This is a genomic window from Georgenia deserti (assembly GCF_042680605.1).
In the GTDB taxonomy this organism is placed as follows: Bacteria; Actinomycetota; Actinomycetes; order Actinomycetales; family Actinomycetaceae; genus Allobogoriella; species Allobogoriella deserti.
The window spans coordinates 629,042-645,291 of the sequence record NZ_JBHUEE010000002.1 but is presented as its reverse complement, the minus strand read 5'-3'; the positions used below and the strand labels follow the sequence as shown (position 1 = coordinate 645,291).

At 72.3% G+C, this 16,250-nt stretch carries 15 protein-coding genes; 10 read left to right on the top strand and 5 right to left on the bottom strand.

Going from position 1 to position 16,250, the window contains the following annotated elements:
* The first annotated feature begins 107 nt into the window (after positions 1-107).
* Together cofD and cofC are read left to right on the top strand one after the other, a co-directional pair.
* Positions 108-1,040, top strand: coding sequence for a 2-phospho-L-lactate transferase (gene cofD / locus ACFSE6_RS06550; protein WP_388003809.1), 933 nt, complete (start codon positions 108-110; stop codon positions 1,038-1,040).
* Positions 1,037-1,693 (top strand): 2-phospho-L-lactate guanylyltransferase, encoded by a 657-nt coding sequence (gene cofC, locus ACFSE6_RS06545; RefSeq protein ID WP_388003806.1) that lies wholly within the window; start codon positions 1,037-1,039, stop codon positions 1,691-1,693. Before cofD ends, cofC begins: the two co-directional genes overlap by 4 nt.
* 17 nt (positions 1,694-1,710) lie before the next feature.
* Here cofC and ACFSE6_RS06540 read toward each other — a convergent pair whose 3' ends face one another.
* From ACFSE6_RS06540 to ACFSE6_RS06525, 4 genes are all read right to left on the bottom strand, one after another.
* A complete protein-coding gene (locus ACFSE6_RS06540) occupies positions 1,711-2,325 on the bottom strand; it encodes a nitroreductase family protein (protein ID WP_388003803.1) in 615 nt (204 codons plus the stop codon).
* Between the two features lie 93 nt (positions 2,326-2,418).
* The gene (locus ACFSE6_RS06535) at positions 2,419-3,210 is read right to left on the bottom strand and encodes a PspA/IM30 family protein (RefSeq protein WP_388003800.1); all 792 of its coding nucleotides are present in this window, start codon (positions 3,208-3,210) and stop codon (positions 2,419-2,421) included.
* Between the two features lie 154 nt (positions 3,211-3,364).
* Positions 3,365-5,383, bottom strand: a complete 2,019-nt coding sequence (locus ACFSE6_RS06530; RefSeq protein ID WP_388003797.1) for a TPM domain-containing protein — start codon at positions 5,381-5,383, stop codon at positions 3,365-3,367.
* Between the two features lie 140 nt (positions 5,384-5,523).
* Positions 5,524-7,167 carry a DNA repair helicase XPB gene (locus ACFSE6_RS06525; RefSeq protein WP_388003794.1) on the bottom strand — a complete coding sequence of 548 codons (1,644 nt, stop codon included), beginning with the start codon at positions 7,165-7,167 and terminating at the stop codon, positions 5,524-5,526.
* A gap of 192 nt (positions 7,168-7,359) precedes the next feature.
* Between ACFSE6_RS06525 and ACFSE6_RS06520 the strand changes: the two genes are divergently transcribed.
* Genes ACFSE6_RS06520 through ACFSE6_RS06490 form a run of 7 tightly spaced genes read left to right on the top strand, consistent with a single transcriptional unit; the run spans position 7,360 to position 14,888 of the window.
* Positions 7,360-8,541: an ROK family transcriptional regulator gene (locus ACFSE6_RS06520; protein WP_388003791.1), complete on the top strand. Its 1,182-nt coding sequence runs from the start codon at positions 7,360-7,362 to the stop codon at positions 8,539-8,541.
* Positions 8,538-9,815, top strand: a complete 1,278-nt coding sequence (locus tag ACFSE6_RS06515) for an ABC transporter substrate-binding protein (RefSeq protein ID WP_388003788.1) — start codon at positions 8,538-8,540, stop codon at positions 9,813-9,815. Before ACFSE6_RS06520 ends, ACFSE6_RS06515 begins: the two co-directional genes overlap by 4 nt.
* Positions 9,812-10,756, top strand: coding sequence for a carbohydrate ABC transporter permease (locus ACFSE6_RS06510; RefSeq protein WP_388003785.1), 945 nt, complete (start codon positions 9,812-9,814; stop codon positions 10,754-10,756). The genes ACFSE6_RS06515 and ACFSE6_RS06510 overlap by 4 nt, the downstream gene beginning before the upstream one ends.
* The gene (locus ACFSE6_RS06505) at positions 10,749-11,612 is read left to right on the top strand and encodes a carbohydrate ABC transporter permease (RefSeq protein WP_388003782.1); all 864 of its coding nucleotides are present in this window, start codon (positions 10,749-10,751) and stop codon (positions 11,610-11,612) included. The genes ACFSE6_RS06510 and ACFSE6_RS06505 overlap by 8 nt, the downstream gene beginning before the upstream one ends.
* Positions 11,609-12,847, top strand: a complete 1,239-nt coding sequence (locus ACFSE6_RS06500; protein ID WP_388003779.1) for a Gfo/Idh/MocA family protein — start codon at positions 11,609-11,611, stop codon at positions 12,845-12,847. Before ACFSE6_RS06505 ends, ACFSE6_RS06500 begins: the two co-directional genes overlap by 4 nt.
* The gene (locus ACFSE6_RS06495) at positions 12,844-13,854 is read left to right on the top strand and encodes a Gfo/Idh/MocA family protein (RefSeq protein WP_388003776.1); all 1,011 of its coding nucleotides are present in this window, start codon (positions 12,844-12,846) and stop codon (positions 13,852-13,854) included. The genes ACFSE6_RS06500 and ACFSE6_RS06495 overlap by 4 nt, the downstream gene beginning before the upstream one ends.
* A complete protein-coding gene (locus ACFSE6_RS06490) occupies positions 13,851-14,888 on the top strand; it encodes a Gfo/Idh/MocA family protein (protein WP_388003773.1) in 1,038 nt (345 codons plus the stop codon). The genes ACFSE6_RS06495 and ACFSE6_RS06490 overlap by 4 nt, the downstream gene beginning before the upstream one ends.
* Positions 14,889-14,906: 18 nt before the next feature.
* Here ACFSE6_RS06490 and ACFSE6_RS06485 read toward each other — a convergent pair whose 3' ends face one another.
* Positions 14,907-15,776, bottom strand: a complete 870-nt coding sequence (locus tag ACFSE6_RS06485; protein WP_388003770.1) for a Rieske (2Fe-2S) protein — start codon at positions 15,774-15,776, stop codon at positions 14,907-14,909.
* Positions 15,777-15,905: 129 nt separating this feature from the next.
* On the opposite strand from ACFSE6_RS06485, the gene ACFSE6_RS06480 reads away from it, so the two are divergent.
* Positions 15,906-16,202 carry a hypothetical protein gene (locus tag ACFSE6_RS06480; RefSeq protein WP_388003767.1) on the top strand — a complete coding sequence of 99 codons (297 nt, stop codon included), beginning with the start codon at positions 15,906-15,908 and terminating at the stop codon, positions 16,200-16,202.
* Positions 16,203-16,250 lie beyond the last annotated feature (48 nt).

Below are 16,250 nucleotides of genomic sequence, written 5' to 3'. Positions count from 1 at the left end.
TGAACCCGGCGACGCGGCGCACGGGTGCCGTGCCCACGGACCGGGTGCCCGTGATCACCCTCGCCGGACGTGGCGGACAGGGGCGGGTCCCGTCGTAGGCTGCCTTGGTGCACAAGAGCCCGAGCGTGACGTTGCTGGCGGGCGGGGTCGGTGGCGCGAGACTCGCGCACGGGCTGGCCGGCGCCCTGGCCCAGCCCGAGGACCTGACCGTCGTCGGCAACACCGGCGACGACGACGTCATCTACGGGCTGCACGTGAGCCCGGACCTCGACACCGTGATGTACACGCTGGCCGGGATCGCCGATCCGCAGGCCGGCTGGGGCGTCGCCGGAGACACCACTGCCACTCTGGAGACCCTCGGCAGGCTCGGTGTGCCGACGTGGTTCCGGGTCGGCGATCAGGACTTCGCCACCCACATCGCCCGCACCGCCCGGCTCCGGGCGGGCGAGCCGCTCTCCGAGGTCACCGATGCCCTGCGCGCCGCCCTGGGCGTACGGTCGCGACTGCTGCCGATGAGCGACCAGCCGGTGGCCACCCGTATCGAGACCGCCGAGGGGACGCTCGACTTCCAGGAGTACTTCGTCGCCCGCCGCCATCGCGACCCGGTGCGCGCCGTCACCTTCGACGGCGTCGACGAGGCCGCGCCCGCGCCCGGGGTGCTCGACGCGATCTACTCGGCCGACGTCCTCGTGCTGGCCCCGTCCAACCCCTTCGTCTCCATCGCGCCGATCCTCGCCGTCCCGGGCGTGCAGGACGCGCTGACGACGACGCAGGCCCGGCGAGTCGGCGTCAGCCCGATCGTCGGTGGCCGGGCGATCAAGGGGCCGGCGGCCGCCATGCTCGAGGCCATGGGCCACGAGGTCTCCGCGCTCGGCGTCGCCCGGTTGTGGGCCGACATCCTCGACGTGCTGGCGATCGACTCGGTCGACGCCCACCTCGCCCCGGCGATCGAGGAACTGGGCCTGCGCCCGCTCGTCACCGGCACCGTCATGGGCGATCAGCTCGACCGGGAGCGCCTCGCCCGGGAGCTGATCGCATGACCGGTCCTGCGGAGAACGGCGGACCGGCGGGCGGGCGCGTCATCGCCGTGGTCCCGGTCCGTGGCGGCGCCAACGGCAAGAGCCGGCTCGCCCCCGACCTCGGGGCCGAGGAACGCGAGCGGCTGGTCGGCGTCCTCGCCCGGCACGTGGTGACCACCTTGCTGGCCGTCGTGGACCGGGTGGTCGTGGTGACCGCGGACCTGAGCTCGACGCGCCGGGCCGTGGGCGCCGACGTGCGCCTCGACGTCATCGAGCAGTCCCGCGAGGGCCTCAACGGGGCCGTGGCGGACGGGTGCGACTTCGCCTTCAGCGGGCGGGCCGCCCGGGTGGCCGTGATGCACGCGGACCTGCCGCTGCTCGACCCGACGGATGTGCTCGCCCTGGTCACCGCCGAGGCGCCGGTGGTGCTCGCGCCGGACCACGCCCGCGAGGGGACGAACGCGATCGCGCTGGACAGGGGGCTGGCCGCCTGGCGCTTCCGCTTCGGCCAGGGCAGCTTCGCCGAGCACGCCGCCGAGGCGGAGCGGCACGGGGTGGCGCCGTTCGTGCTGCAGCGGCCGGGTCTGGGCGTCGACCTGGACACCCCGGGGGACTGGGAGGCCCTGCCCGGCGACGCCCGGGACGCGTTGCGCCGCCTCATCCGGAGCGGATGATCCGGCCGGAGGCCGGTTCACCAGCGGCCGCGGTGGACGACCTCCTCGAGCGGTCGACGACCTCGCCGGGCGGGTGAGCCGGCCGGCGACGGGCCCGGGTCAGGGTGCCCGACCGTGACGGCACCGACCGGCTCGTGGTCGTCCGGGATGCCGAACCGCGCGCGCAGCTCACCCACCCGGGCGGCGGGCACCCCGAAGAAGCAGGCGCCCAGGCCGGCGTCGACGGCGCCGAGCAGGATGAGCAGCGCCGCCATACCGGCGTCGACGTGCCAGTACGGCACCGACCAGGGCAGCTCGCCCTGCTGACCGGGACGGCGCCCCTTGTCGGGCTCGGCGTAGCGACGCCGGTAGGCGTCCTCGCAGGCCAGCGGCACGATGACCACGGGTGCGGTGCGCATGCCCCGCAACCACGCGTCCGGCCGGCCGGCCCGCTCCGGTGGAGTGGTGGCGTCCCAGAAGCGTGCGAGGTCGTCAGCGGTGTCCAGGACGAGGAAGGCCCAGCCCTGGCTGAACCCGGCGCTCGGGGCGCGTGTGGCGTTCTCGAGCAGGCGGGTCAGGACGGCGGGGTCGACCGGCTCGGGGGTGTAGCGGCGGACCATGCGCCGTTGGTGGACCACGTCCTGGAACTGCATGTCCCGATCATCCCCGACGACGCCGCGCGCACTCCTCGCCACGGGCCTGAGCGCGCGGCCCGAGCCCGTGGCGAGGTGTGGGCAGGTGGTGGCTCAGTAGGTCGTTCGGTCCTCGTCGGGCGCCGGTGCCGGAGTGGCCTGCTCCTCAGCGCTGCCGATCTGTCCCGCGGGGGAGCCGGACTGCAGCGCGGCGAGGCGGGCCTCGATCTCCGCGTCGCGGCTGTGGTCCTCGAGCTCGGCGAACTGCGATTCCAGGCTCGAGCCCTGGAGCTCTGCGTGCCCGGCCACCCGCGCCTCCTCGCGGCGGATCTGCTCCTCGAACCGGGAGATCTCCGAGGTCGGGTCCATGACGTTGATCGAGGAGATCGCGCTCTGCACCTGCGACTGCGCCTCGGCGCTCTTGGCGCGGGCCACGAGCTGATCACGCTTGGACTTGAGCTCGTCCAGCTTCGTGCGCATCTGGGTCAGCCCGGTCTTGAGCTTCTCGACGACCTCGTTCTGCGAGTCGATCATCGGCTCGGCGTCCTTGGCCTCGTTCTCCGCCGTGATCTGCTTGCTCACCGCGATCCGCGCGAGGTTGTCGAACCGGGACGCCTCGGACTCGTTGCCCTGCGCGCGCATCTCCTTGGCCTTGGTCGAGGCGGCGAGGGCCTTCTGGCCCCAGTCGCGGGCCTCGGCGAGGTCGGCCGCGTGGTCCTGCTCGGCCAGGCGCAGGTTCCCGATCGTCACCGCCACGGCGTCCTCGGCCTCGGCGATCGAGGAGGTGTAGTCGCGGATCATCTGGTCGAGCATCTTCTCCGGGTCCTCGGCCCGGTCGAGGAGCGCGTTGATGTTCGCTCGGGTGAGCTGGCTGATGCGGCCCAGGATGCTCTGCTTCTCTGCCATGGTGCTGCCCTTCTCGGTCGTGACGCTGGAACGGATGTGCTGTGGGTGGCCGGTGGCCGGCCGGGGTGGACGCAGGTCTGCGGGCGACGGGGATCGACGGGGTTGCGAGGGTACTGAGGGCTACTGACGGGCGTTGGCGGTACCGACGGAACGGTCAGAAGCGGCCACCACCCCCGCCGAAGCCGCCGCCTCCACCGAAGCCACCGCCGCCTCCGCCGAAGCCACCGCCGCCTCCGCCGAAACCGCCACCGAAGCCGCCGAACCCGCCGCGGTGGCCACCACCGCCCAGCATGCCGCCGAGGATGCCACCGAGGATCAGTGAGCCGGCGTCCACACCGCCACGCCGCCCTCCGTAGCCGCCTCCGCCGAAGCCGCCGCCACCCCACGGGTTGAACCGGTCGACGTCGCGCTGGGCGAGGTTCTGGGCGTCGGCGAGACGCCGCTCGGCCTGCGTGACGGCTCGCATCGCCGCAGCCGGGTCGCTCTGGGCGACGGTGCGGGCCTCGTCCGCGAGCCGCTGGGCCTCGGAGAACCGGGTGCGGGCCTCGTGGCCCACGCTGCCGCGGTGGGTGGAGATGTAGGTGGAGACCCGCCGCAGGCTTGCATCGAGGCGATCCAACCGGTCGCCCACTTGCTGGGCGGCCTTGCGGCGGTGCTCCTCCTCACCCCGGGCGTCGGCGAGCGCCTCGTCGATCGCGCTTTCCGCCGCTTCCAACCGCTGCAGCGCGGCGAGCGGGTCGCCGCCGGTGCGGGCCTCGTGACCCTGCGCGATCGCCGCCTCGGCCTCCTTGCGCCGGGCGTTGATCTCCAGGTCCTCGGGGGCGAGACGCTTGGCGTCGCGCACGTCCGCCGTGATGGAGGCGATCGCGGCGTCCAGGCGCCGGCCTGCGTCGGCGAGCATGTCCCCGGCTCCGTGCACCTCCTTGAGCAGCGCGTCGGCCTGCGCGATCGCCTCCTCGGCGATGTGGACGTGGGTGACGGCGGTCTGCCGATCACCGTCGGCCACCTTCTCGCGGCCCTTCTCGACCGCGTCATGGGCACCGCGCAGCAGGTCCTTGGCCTGCTCCGGGTTGTCCCGGACCGAGGCGAGCGCGCTCGCGGGGTAGCGGGTCGCGAGGTTGGCGAGCTGGGCGCGGGCACTCTCGATCTGCCGCTCCACCTCACGGGCGCGCTGATCCATCTCGTCCAGTGCCTGCGGGGCGCGGGCCTGGATGTCCCGGAGTTTGGCGAAGTGCTCCGCCTGCGCCGAGAGCGTCCTGTCCACCTCGTCGGTGAGCTGAATGATGTCGGCGTACATCTGACGCTGCTGCTGCTCGGTCTCCGGGATGTCGTCGTCGAGTCGCTGGCGGATGTTGAACGCCTGCCGCGACTGCTGCTTGGCCTCCTCCAGGGCCGCCGCGAACGGGTCCGTGGCCTGCAGCCCGAACTGCGCCTTGGCGAAGCCGAGCTCCTCCTCGGAGCTGCGGACGGCGTCGTCGGCGGCGAGCAGCGCCTGCCCGGCGCGGGTGGCGAGCTTGTCGGTCGGGAGGTTGAGCGGATGGTCCGGGGGGAGCGGCTTGGGTTTCGGGCCGCGCGGGCGGCCGTCGTGCCCGGCCGTGCTCTTCCGGCGTGAGCGCACCACCAGCGCGATGATCCCGATGACGGCGACGACGAGGACGGCGACCATGACGAACGTGAGAAGCCCGCCGCCGCCCCCGCCGGAAGCGAGGTCCTCGACCTCGTCGGCGTAGGCCTCGGCCGCTCCCACCCAGTCGCCGTCGCTCAGCGCGGGGACCATGCTGGATTCGAGCGCACCCTGCAGATCCTCGGTGCTGTACGGTGCCGAGTTGCTCACCGCGACACCCCACGACCCCTCGTCGATCGCGACGGCGACCAGCGGGTTCTGCGTGCCGAGGCCGGAGTCCTCGGCCGTCCGCGGGGGCCACTCGGTGTTCGGTAGCCCTGAGAAGTCGGGCACGAACGCGATGAACGGCACCTCGCCCGAGGACTCGGTGACCTCGTCGAAGGCCTGTTGGATCTCGGCGACCTGGCCGTCGTCGAGGACTCCCGCGGTGTCGGTGACCTGGTCCGGCAGGTTCATCGGCTCCTCCGCCGCCGCCGGCGCCGCCGCGAGCACGGGCACCAGGGCCACGGTGGCAGCGGCAAGCGTCCTCGAGGCAGCGCGGAGTCTCACACCTTCGATCCTGGCCGCAGCGGTGGCCAGGCGCAACGAGTTCGGCTCCCCATTCGCGGCGGGCCGAGGACGGGAACTCTTCCGCGGGCCCGCCCGTTCAGGGTCCGGGCGGCTCGTCGGATCCGTGGCGGCGCCTCGGCTCAGGCGGCAGCCAGGTCCTCGGCGTCGACGATCGTGTACGCGTATCCCTGTTCGGCGAGGAACCGCTGCCGGTGCGCCGCGAAGTCCTGGTCCACCGTGTCGCGTGCGACGATCGCGTAGAAGTGCGCGGAACGGCCGTCCGCCTTGGGGCGCATGAGCCGGCCGAGCCGCTGCGCCTCCTCCTGGCGCGAGCCGAACGAGCCCGAGACCTGGATGGCCAGGGAGGCCTCGGGCAGGTCGATGGAGAAGTTGGCGACCTTGGAGACCACGAGCACGTCGATCTCCCCGGCGCGGAAGCCGTCGAACAGCCGCTGCCGCTCGGCCACCGTCGTCTCGCCGGTCACCAGCGGGGCGTCCAGCGCCTGCGACAGCTCGCCGAGCTGGTCCAGGTACTGCCCGATGACCAGCGTCTGCTCACCCTGATGCTTGTCCAGGATCTGCCGGACCACGCGGGTCTTGCCCGGGGCCGAGGCGGCGAGCCGATAGCGCTCTTCGGGCTCGGCGGTGGCGTAGGCGAGCCGGTCGCCGTCGGGCAGGGTCAGCCGGACCTCCGTGCACTCCGCCGGTGCGATGTACCCCTGGGACTCGATGTCCTTCCACGGGGCGTCGTACCGCTTCGGGCCGATGAGGGAGAACACCTCGTCCTCGCGGCCGTCCTCGCGGACCAGAGTGGCCGTCAGTCCGAGGCGACGCCGCGCCTGCAGGTCCGCCGTCATCCGGAAGATCGGCGCCGGCAGCAGGTGCACCTCGTCGTAGACGATGAGGCCCCAGTCGTGCGCGTCGAGCAGTTCGAGATGGGTGTAGGTGCCCTTCCGCCTGGTGGTGAGCACCTGATAGGTGGCGATGGTGACCGGGCGGACGTCCTTGCGGGTGCCGGAGTACTCACCGATCTCGTCCTCGGTCAGCGACGTGCGGCGGACGAGCTCGTCCTTCCACTGCCGCGCGGCCACGGTGTTGGTCACGAGGATGAGCGTGGTGGTGCCCGACCGGGCCATGGCGCCCGCACCCACCAGGGTCTTGCCGGCGCCGCACGGCAGCACGACGACGCCGGAGCCGCCGTGCCAGAAGGTCTCCACCGCCTCCTCCTGGTAGGGGCGCAGGTGCCAGTCGTCCTGTTCGAGGCTGATGTCGTGGGCCTCGCCGTCGACGTAGCCGGCCAGGTCCTCGGCCGGCCAGCCGAGCTTGACCAGGGCCTGCTTGAGCCGGCCGCGCTCGGAGGGATGCACTGCGACGTTCTCGTCGTCGATGCGGGTGCCGACCATGCCCTTGGTGCGCTTGGACCGCAGCACCTCCTCGAGCACCGGCTTGTCCAGCGCGTGCAGCACGAGCCCGTGAGTGGGGTGCTTGACCAGCTGCAGGCGGCCGTAGCGGTCCATGGTGTCCGCGACGTCGACCAGCAACGGGTGGGGAACCGGATAGCGCGAGTACCGCACCAGGGCGTCGACCACCTGCTCGGCGTCGTGGCCGGCGGCGCGCGCGTTCCACAGGCCCAAGGGCGTCAGGCGGTAGGTGTGCACGTGCTCCGGGGCGCGCTCGAGCTCGGCGAAGGGCGCAATGGCGCGGCGCGCGTCCTTGGCGAGCGGGTGGTCGACCTCGAGGAGCAGCGACTTGTCGGACTGGACGATCAGTGGGCCGTCAGGCATCCCGCCATTGTCGCGCGTGAGACGGGTCGGCAGCGACCGTGCGGAGCGGGCCGCGGCGTGAGTCGCGTCGCGTCATGGGCGGCGGGCGCGAGCGGACGCGGTGCGGCGGAGCGGTTCTGGACACGTGTAGCGCGGTGCACTACTGTTCCGCAACAACAAATTCCGTAAAGGGCCTTAACAGAACGCCGATCGATGAGGACGGAGGTGCTGCGGATGGTCGAGGCTCCGCGGCGCTCCGTCGAACGTGCCGCCAACACCCGCCGGGTCCTCGCGGCCCTCGGCCCCCAAGGGCGGCTCACCCAGGCGGAGCTCGGCACGGCCACCGGACTCTCGCGCCCCACGCTCACCGCGATCCTCGGTGACCTGGGCGCGGCGGGGTGGGTCACGTCCGGTCCGCCCGCCACGGACCGGCACGGTGCGGGCCGCCCGGCCCGCGTGTTCGGCGTCGACCCGGACGCGGTCCTCGTGGCGGGCGTCGACGTCGGCGTCCACACCGTCCGCGCGGTCGTCGCAGATCTGACCGGCACCGTCCGCGCCCACCACGAGACCACGGTCGCCGCGCACGCCCCCGGCGACCGGCGACTCGCCGTCGTCCAGGACGTCCTGCTCAAGAGCTGCCACGCCGCCGAAGTGGACCTGGACCGGCTCGCCGCGCTCTGCGTCGGCGTTCCGGGCATCGTCGACGCCTCCGGTCGCATCCGCCGTTCCACCGTGGTCCCGGACTGGAGCGGCCGGCACGTCGGACACGAGCTCGAGCAGTGGTCCGCACGCCCGGTCGAGATCGTCAACGACGCCAACCTCGCCGCCGTCGGCGAGCACTGGCGTGGAGCCGCCCGCGGCACCGACGACGTCGTCTATCTCCACGTCGGCCGCCGCACCTCCGCAGGTCTGCTCCTCGGCGGCCGCGTCCACACCGGCCGCACCGGCGGCGCCGGCGAGATCGGCGCGATCCCCGCCCTGTTCGTCGACAACGTGAAGGTCCTGCTCGGTGAGACCGCGGCCGCGGACGACGCCCGCGTCCCGGAAGTCTTCGCCGCCGCGGCCGCCGGTGAGCCCACCGCGGCCGCCCGCGTCGAGGACCTCGCCAGCCGGCTCGCCCGGAGCGTGGAGACGCTCGCCCATGTCCTCGACCCCGACGTCATGGTCCTCGGTGGCGGCCTCTCGCGCGCGGGCCGGCTCCTCGTCGAGGCCGTCGACCGGCACGTGCCCGTGGTCGACGACCTCATGCCGCCGCTGAGGCTCGGAGAGCTCGCGGACACCGCGGTGACCCTCGGCGGTGTGCGGCGCGCGCTGCTGCGTGCCGCCGGCCAGAACCCCCAGCTAGAGGTGCTGCTCGACGATGCCGGGACACGAGTGGAAGGCAGGGTGTCATGAGACGGCGGACGTTCCTCGGCGGCGCGGCACTGGCCGTGGCCGGCGCCACCACCGCGGCGTGCTCGCGGGAACAGGACGCCGGACCCCGGCCGGCCGGCGTCGCCCGGATCTCCTACGGCATCTGGGACCAGCTCCAGCTCCCCGCGATGCAGGAGATCGTTGCCGCGTTCCGGCGCGAGCACCCGGACATCGAGATCACCCTCCAGCTCACCCCGTTCACCACCTACTGGACCCGGCTGCAGACCTCCATCACCGGCGGCGGCGCGCCCGACGTGTTCTGGATGAACGCCCCGAACATCCAACGGTTCTCCTACTACGACACGCTGCTGCCGCTCGGCGACCGGCTCGCCGCCGACGGTGTCGACCTGGCCGCCGACCACCCCGAGAACCTCGTCGACCTGTACGCGTTCGAGGGCGAGCAGTACGCCATCCCCAAGGACTACGACTGCATCGCGCTCTACTACAACACCGAGCTCTTCGACCGCGCCGGTGTGCCCTACCCCGACGAGACGTGGACCTGGCAGACCGTCCGGGACGCCGTCGCCGAGTTCCGCGACCCCGCCCGCGGGCAGTACGGGATCAGCTCGGCCCTCGACCGGCAGCGCAACCTCTACCCGGCGATCTTCCAGAACGAGGGCTGGGTGCTCGACGGCGCCCGTTCCGGCTTCGCCGCCGAGGAGACCATTGGCGGGCTGGAGTTCTGGACCGACATGGTCAATTCCGGTCTCGCCCCGAACGCCATGGCCACCGCCGACACCGACGGCCGCGCCCTGTTCCTCGGCGGTCAGGTCGCCATGTACTACGGCCTGCCGAACGACGCCGTCCAGGCCTACGACGACCCGGCGGTGCGCGAGCGCACCGGCATCGCCGTGCTGCCGGCCGGGCGGCGTCGCGGCAACGTCATCCACGGCCTGGCCAACGCGGTCAACGCCCGGACGCCGTTCCCCGACGCCGCGTACGAGTTCGTCAAGTTCCTCGCGGGCCGCGAGGTCGGCGAGATCCAGGGCGCCAGCGGCTCGATCCTGCCGAGCTTCGCGGGCACCGAGGGCGAGTACCTCGCCTCCCGCCCGGAGTTCAACCTCCAGGCCTTCATCGATCAGATCCCCGACGCCACCGCGTATCCGGCGTCGATGGAGACGAACGCCTGGGAACGGCTGCAGGAGACCTACCTGGCCCCGGCCTGGATCGGCGACCCCGGCCGCAATATCGCGGACGCCTCCCGGGCGCTGGCGGCCGAGATGGAACGAGTCCTCGAGGCGGAGGCGAACGCGTGACCACGACGACGGCGGCACCGGCCGCGACCACTGTGACGCCCCCGGTCCGCGGTACATCCGCGCGACGACGCACCGCGGTCGTCAGCTACCTCTTCGTCGCGCCCGTGGCGATCGGGCTCTTCGCGCTCTACCTCTACCCGGCGCTGGCCACCTTCGCGCTCAGCTTCACCGACTGGGGTCCGTTCGGTGGCAACACGTTCACCGGGCTCGACAACTATCTCTCCGTCTTCTCCTCGGAGGTGTTCTGGCGAGCTCTGGTCAACACGCTGTGCTACATGGCCATCGGCCTGCTCGTCATCCCGGCCGCGATCGTCATCGCCGCGCTGCTGAACAAGCCCGGCCTGCGCGGCGTCTCCGTCTACCGCGCGCTGTACTTCATCCCGTTCATCACCTTGCCGGTGGCCAGCGGCATGGTCTGGAAGTGGCTGTACAACGGCGAGTACGGCCTGCTCAACTCCTTCCTCGAGATGTTCGGCATCTCCGGCACGTACTGGGTGGCGAACCCGGCGACGGCGCTCGTGGCCATCGGCGCGGTGCAGGTCTGGTCCCAGATCGGCTACTACCTCGTCATCTTCATCGCCGGCATCAAGGCCATCCCCACCCACTACAGCGAGGCGGCCGAGATCGACGGTGCCGGTCCGCTGCGTCGGTTCTGGCACATCACGCTGCCGCTGCTGAGCCCGAGCATCTTCTTCTGCACCGTCATCAACGTCATCGCGACGCTGCAGATCTTCGACCTCATCTATGTGATGTCGCAGAGCTCGGGCGCCAACCCCGCCTACAACGCCACGCAGTCGATCGTCACGCTCTTCTACGAGACGGCGTTCGTGGACAACACGAAGGGGCCGGCCACCGCCATGGCGTTCCTGCTCATGATCCTCATCGCGGCGCTGACCGCGATTCAGTTCCGACTGCAGCGAAGGTGGGTCGAGTATGCGTGAGCCGGCACCCGTCCGACCCAACCGGGGATCCGCCCGCGGCACCCGGGCCGGGAGCGTGGCGACGCATGCGGTGCTGCTGGCCGGCGTCGTCGTCATGGTCTTCCCGTTCGTCTGGCAGATCCTCACCGCGTTCAAGACGCAGGCCGAGGCGATCGCGGTGCCGGTCTCGGTGCTGCCCGCGCAGTGGCGGTGGGACGCCTTCACCGAGGTCTTCCAGGTCCTGCCGTTCGCCGAGCAGCTCGGCAACTCCGTGCTCGTGGCGCTCGCGCGCACGCTGGGCCAGCTCGTCATGTGCTCGTTGGCGGCCTACGCCTTCGCCCGGCTCGAGTTCCCCGGCCGGAATCTCCTCTTCGCGCTGTTCCTGTCGGTGCTCATGGTCCCCACCCAGCTGCTGGTGCTGCCGCAGTACGAGATCATGGTCGAGCTCGGCCTGCTCAACACCCTGACCGCGCTGGTGCTGCCGGGCATGTTCTCCGCGTTCGGGACTTTCCTGCTGCGCCAGTTCTTCCTGACCATCCCCAAGGAGCTGGAGGAGGCGGCGCTGCTGGACGGCGCCGGCCGGCTGCGGATCTACTGGTCCATCATGCTCCCGCTCGTCCGGCCCGCGCTCGCCGCCCTGGCCGTCATCACCCTCATGCACGCGTGGAACGACCTGCTCTGGCCCCTCGTGGTCAACACCGACCCGTCCGTCATGCCGATCAGCGCCGGCCTGACCACCCTGCAGGGGCAGTTCCTCACCAACTACCCGGTGCTCATGGCCGGCTCGTTGCTCGCCAGCCTGCCGATGCTGCTCGTCTACATCCTGCTGCAGCGCCACTTCGTCCAAGGCATCGCACTGTCGGGGACCAAGGGATGAGCGGGGCGCAGCTGCGGCTCGGCGTCGTCGGCGTCGGGGCCCGCGCACGGCTCGCCACGCACGCCGGCGCGGCCGGGGCCCGGGTGGTCGCCGCGGCCGACCCGGACCCCCGGGCACGGGAGCGGGCGGAAGAGTTGTTCGGTGCGGCGGTGAGCACCGTCGCCGACCACCGCGACCTGCTCGACGCCGGCCTCGACGGTGTCCTCGTGCTCACCCCGGACGATCGGCACGCGTCGGTCGCCGTCGACCTCCTCGATGCCGGTGTGCCCGTCTACCTCGAGAAGCCGATGGCCACGACGCTGGCCGACTGCGACGCCATCCTCGCGGCCCAGGCCCGCTCCGGCATGCTCCTCGTGCCCGGGCACAACATGCGCCACGTCCCGGTCGTCACCGAGATGCGCCGGCTCATCGAGGACGGCGCCATCGGCGAGGTGATGACCGTCTGGTGCCGGCACTTCGTCGGCCACGGCGGTGACTACTACTTCAAGGACTGGCACGCCGACGCCTCCCGCGCCACCGGACTGCTGCTGCAGAAGGGCGCGCACGACATCGACGTCATCCACTGGCTGGCCGGCGGGCACACGGATCTCGTCGTCGGGATGGGCGCGCTGCAGGTCTACGGCTCGATCACCGATCGGCGCGACAACTCCGACCGCCGGATGCCCGACTGGTTCTCCTACGACAACTGGCCGCCGACAGCGTTGCGCGAGCTCAACCCCGTCGTCGACGTCGAGGACACCTCGATGCTCCAGATGCATCTCGACAACGGAGTCCTCGCGAGCTACACGCAGTGCCACTTCACTCCGGACTACTGGCGCAACTACACGGTGATCGGCACCGCGGGCCGGCTGGAGAACTTCGGCGACCTCGACGGCGCGGAGATCAAGGTCTGGAACCGCCGCACGAACTTCGAGCCGGAGGGGCACCTCACCGTCCCGGTCGCCGGCGGCATCGGCGGCCACGGTGGTGCCGACGCCTCCATCATCGCGGAGTTCTGCGCCGCCGTCCGCGGCGGGGCGACGCCGCGGACGACGCCGCTGGACGCCCGGGCGGCGGTCGCGACCGGCGTGTGCGGCACCGAGTCCATCCGCGCGGGCAGCGTGCCGGTCCGGATCCCGCCACCGGTCGGTCCGGACGGCACCGCGGCGGCCGGCGGAGCGGCTCCCGCTGCCCGGGACGTGGCAAGGCCGAACCCTGGCGTGCCGGACCCCGAGAAGGAGGAGAACAGCCAGTGAGGACCGAGGACGGACCGCGCGTCGCCCTGATCGGCGCCGGCGGGATCGCGAACGCCCACATCGACGCCTGGCTCACGCTGGGCGCCGACGTACGGGTGTACTCCCACGACGGCGCGGGCGAACTCGTCGCCGCGCATGGCGGCGGAACGGTGGTGGACACCCGCGCGGAGGCGTTCGACGGTGCCGACGTCGTCGACGTCGCCACCCCGACCTATACGCACGGCGAGGTGGTCCGCGCCGCCTTCGCCGCGGGGCTGGACGTCATCTGCGAGAAGCCGCTGGCGCTGACCTCGGCCGAGGCCGGAGAGCTTGTCGAAGCCGCGCGGTCGGCGGGCCTGGCGCTCTACCCGGCGCACGTGGTGCGGTTCTTCCCGGCCTACGCGGCCATGCGCGAGCACGTCGCCGCCGGGGGCGTCGGCGAGATCGCGGTCCAGCGGTTCACCCGGCTCGGCGCCCGCCCGGTCAAGCCCTGGTTCGCGGACCCGCGCCTGTCCGGCGGGATCGTCATGGACCAGATGATCCACGACCTGGACTTCGCCCGGTGGACCGCGGGGGAGGTGGTCCGCGTCTTCGCCCGCCAGTCCGTCACCCCGGACCGGACGGACCGGCTCGGCGTCGTCAGCGCACAGGTGGTGCTCACCCACGCCTCGGGAGCGCTGAGCTACGTCACCGGCACGTGGGCCGCGCCCGGCAGCGCCTTTCGCACCACCTTCGAGGTGGCGGGCTCGGAGGGCTTCGTCCGGCACGACTCCGCCGAGCACGCCCCTCTGCGCCTGGACACCGGCGCCGCCGGGGAGAGCCACGGCCTGCTGCCGGGCACCTCCTTCACCGAGGACCCGTACCTGACCGAGCTGCGCGAGCTTGCGACGGCCGTCCGCGGCGGGGCACCCGCGCGCGTCGGCGCCGAGGACGGGGTGGCGGCCGTCCGCCTCGCCGAAGCGGCGAACGCGTCCCTGCTCAGCGGGGACGCCGTCGAGCTCGCACCGACCCTGGAGGGTGCCGCATGATCGCCCGGACGACCACGCCGCTGCGGATCGGTGTCGCCTCGTTCGCGCACACCCACGCCGTCGCCTATGTCCGCAACCTGCTTGCCCTTCCCGGTGTCGACGTGCTCACCACGGATCCCGACCACGGCGACCGGCCCGGCGAGAGCGGCGGTGCCGCGATGGCGCGGGACCTCGGCGCCGACTACGTCGAGACGCTCGACGAGCTGTTGGCCTGGGAGCCGGACGGCGTCGTCGTCTGCTCCGAGAATGCCCGGCACCGGCCCTACGTCGAGCGCGCCGCCGCTGCCGGCGCTCACGTGCTGTGCGAGAAGCCGCTTGCCACCTCGGTGGCCGACGCCGAGGCCATGGTCGCGGCCTGCGCAGAGGCTGGTGCGGCTCTGATGGTGGCGTTCCCGGTGCGGTTCTCACCCGCCTTCGCGGCGCTGCGCGAGAGAGTCGCCGACGGCGCGCTCGGCGAGCTGTGCGCGGTCACCGGGACGAACAACGGGCAACTTCCGGCCGGGCGGGCCTGGTTCGCGGACCCGGCGCTCGCCGGTGGCGGGGCGATGACGGACCACACCGTCCACGTCGCCGATCTCATGGACGCCCTGCTCGGCGGGGCCGAGCCGCGCAGCGTCTACGCCCAGTCCAACCAGGTGCTGCACGCCGACCGTGCCGGTGCCGAGACGGCCGGACTGGTCTCGATCGCCTACGACGGCGGCGTGGTCGTGACCGTCGACTGCAGCTGGTCCAAGCCCGACGACTACCCCACGTGGGGCGGACTGACGCTCCAGGTCGTCGGTTCGGACGGAGTCGCGGACCTGGACGCGTTCACCCAGCGCGTCGACGGGTTCTCCCAGCCCCGGCGGTCGCCGCTCTGGTTGCCTTACGGGACGGACCTGGACGGGCTGCTGGTCGCCGAGTTCGTCGATGCGCTGCGCACCGGCCGTGCGCCGCAGCCGGACGGGGCGGTGGGGGTGCGCACCACCCGGATCGTCGAGGCCGCCTACGCCTCGGCCCGCCGCGGCCACCCGGTCGACATCGTCTCGGCCTGAGCCGGGATCGCCCAGCCGTCAGTTCTGTGCGCGGATCGTGACCCGGTCGCCGAGCGTCTGGACGTCGTAGGCGGGGACCGCCGCGGTGGCCGGGCCGGAGACGACGCCGCCGTCCTGCAGCCGGAAGGTGCTGCCGTGCAGCGGGCACACCACGCAGTCCCCGGTCAGCTCGCCCTCGGCGAGGTCGCCGGCCAGGTGACTGCACACGGCGCCGACGGCGTAGGTGCGGCCGTCGTCGGCTTTCGCCAGCATCACGGGCTGTCCGGCGACCTCGACGCGGATCGGACCGTCGGCGAGCTCGTCGATCCCGGCGACGTCGGTCCAGCTCGACGGCTCCGGCGTGTGATCAGCGTTCCGGTTCACGCCGACGGCCTGGCTGTAGGCCAGGTGGCCGCCGAGGTACCCGCCGAGACCGAGACCGGTCAGCCCGAGGAGGCTGAGCGCCTGCCCGGTCCGGTGCCGACCGGCTCGCCGCGCCAGCCAGCTTCCGGTGAAGAACACGGAGGCGGCGGCGTTGGTTCCGGCGTGCACCAGGCCTACGCGCTTCGGCCGCTTGCTCTGCCCGAGCTCGGAGAAGTCCGCCATCCCGGAGGCCGCGGTCGGTGGCGTGAGGAGGAGCGCCGCCCCAACGAGGCGTCGGGCGGCCGGGCGATCCTGCTCGTCACCGCAGAAGTCCAGCAGCGTGGCGGCGATGGTGAACCCGATCGGCAGCGCCACCAGCGCAGGGTGCAACGCGTGCCCCAGATGCTTGCCGTGCAGGGCGTCCTTGAGCTCACCCGGCGGCAGCGCCGAGTTCGCCAGGTCGGATACGCGATCGACGACATCATCCAGGGCCGTCAGTTCTTCCAGCTTGCGGACCAGCTGCGCCAGCATCAGTGCCTCCGTCATTCGTCGGTGCTGGCGAGCGTAGAGGCGCAACGCGCGGCTCGCCCGTCGACAGCGACGGATGGCGGCGGGGCGGCCGGTCTGTCAACCTGCGCTTGACGTACGGCGGTGATGTCAAGATAGTGTTGACACATGGACGAGCAGACACCACTCCTCCGGCCGCCCGGCGAGGGAGAGTCCGGTCGCAGCACTCGTTGGGCCGCACTCGTCCCCGCGCTGTTCCTGCCGCCCATCTTCGCGCTGCTTCTCGTGTCGATGAGAATCGAGACGCTCTGGATCACGATCGCGCTCATCGTGCTCGCGCTCGTCGGTGTGGCGGCGATGGGTGCGACGACCGTCGCGCTGGCCCCGAGGTCTCGTGGCCCGGCGCGACTGCGGCGCCCGGACGACGACGCGCACTGTGGTCGCGGAGGTAACGGTGACCAATGAGGCCGCCCGGCCGGGACCGGAAGGCGCCCCCTCGCCGGACCCGCAGCG

Bases quoted from the DNA above. Each gene is read 5' to 3' on its own strand.
- cofC (WP_388003806.1), top strand. From the start codon at position 1,037: ATGACCGGTCCTGCGGAGAACGGCGGACCGGCGGGCGGGCGCGTCATC.
- ACFSE6_RS06540 (WP_388003803.1), bottom strand. From the start codon at position 2,325: ATGCAGTTCCAGGACGTGGTCCACCAACGGCGCATGGTCCGCCGCTAC.
- ACFSE6_RS06535 (WP_388003800.1), bottom strand. From the start codon at position 3,210: ATGGCAGAGAAGCAGAGCATCCTGGGCCGCATCAGCCAGCTCACCCGA.
- ACFSE6_RS06525 (WP_388003794.1), bottom strand. From the start codon at position 7,167: ATGCCTGACGGCCCACTGATCGTCCAGTCCGACAAGTCGCTGCTCCTC.
- ACFSE6_RS06520 (WP_388003791.1), top strand. From the start codon at position 7,360: ATGAGGACGGAGGTGCTGCGGATGGTCGAGGCTCCGCGGCGCTCCGTC.
- ACFSE6_RS06515 (WP_388003788.1), top strand. From the start codon at position 8,538: ATGAGACGGCGGACGTTCCTCGGCGGCGCGGCACTGGCCGTGGCCGGC.
- ACFSE6_RS06505 (WP_388003782.1), top strand. From the start codon at position 10,749: ATGCGTGAGCCGGCACCCGTCCGACCCAACCGGGGATCCGCCCGCGGC.
- ACFSE6_RS06500 (WP_388003779.1), top strand. From the start codon at position 11,609: ATGAGCGGGGCGCAGCTGCGGCTCGGCGTCGTCGGCGTCGGGGCCCGC.
- ACFSE6_RS06490 (WP_388003773.1), top strand. From the start codon at position 13,851: ATGATCGCCCGGACGACCACGCCGCTGCGGATCGGTGTCGCCTCGTTC.
- ACFSE6_RS06485 (WP_388003770.1), bottom strand. From the start codon at position 15,776: ATGACGGAGGCACTGATGCTGGCGCAGCTGGTCCGCAAGCTGGAAGAA.
- ACFSE6_RS06480 (WP_388003767.1), top strand. From the start codon at position 15,906: ATGGACGAGCAGACACCACTCCTCCGGCCGCCCGGCGAGGGAGAGTCC.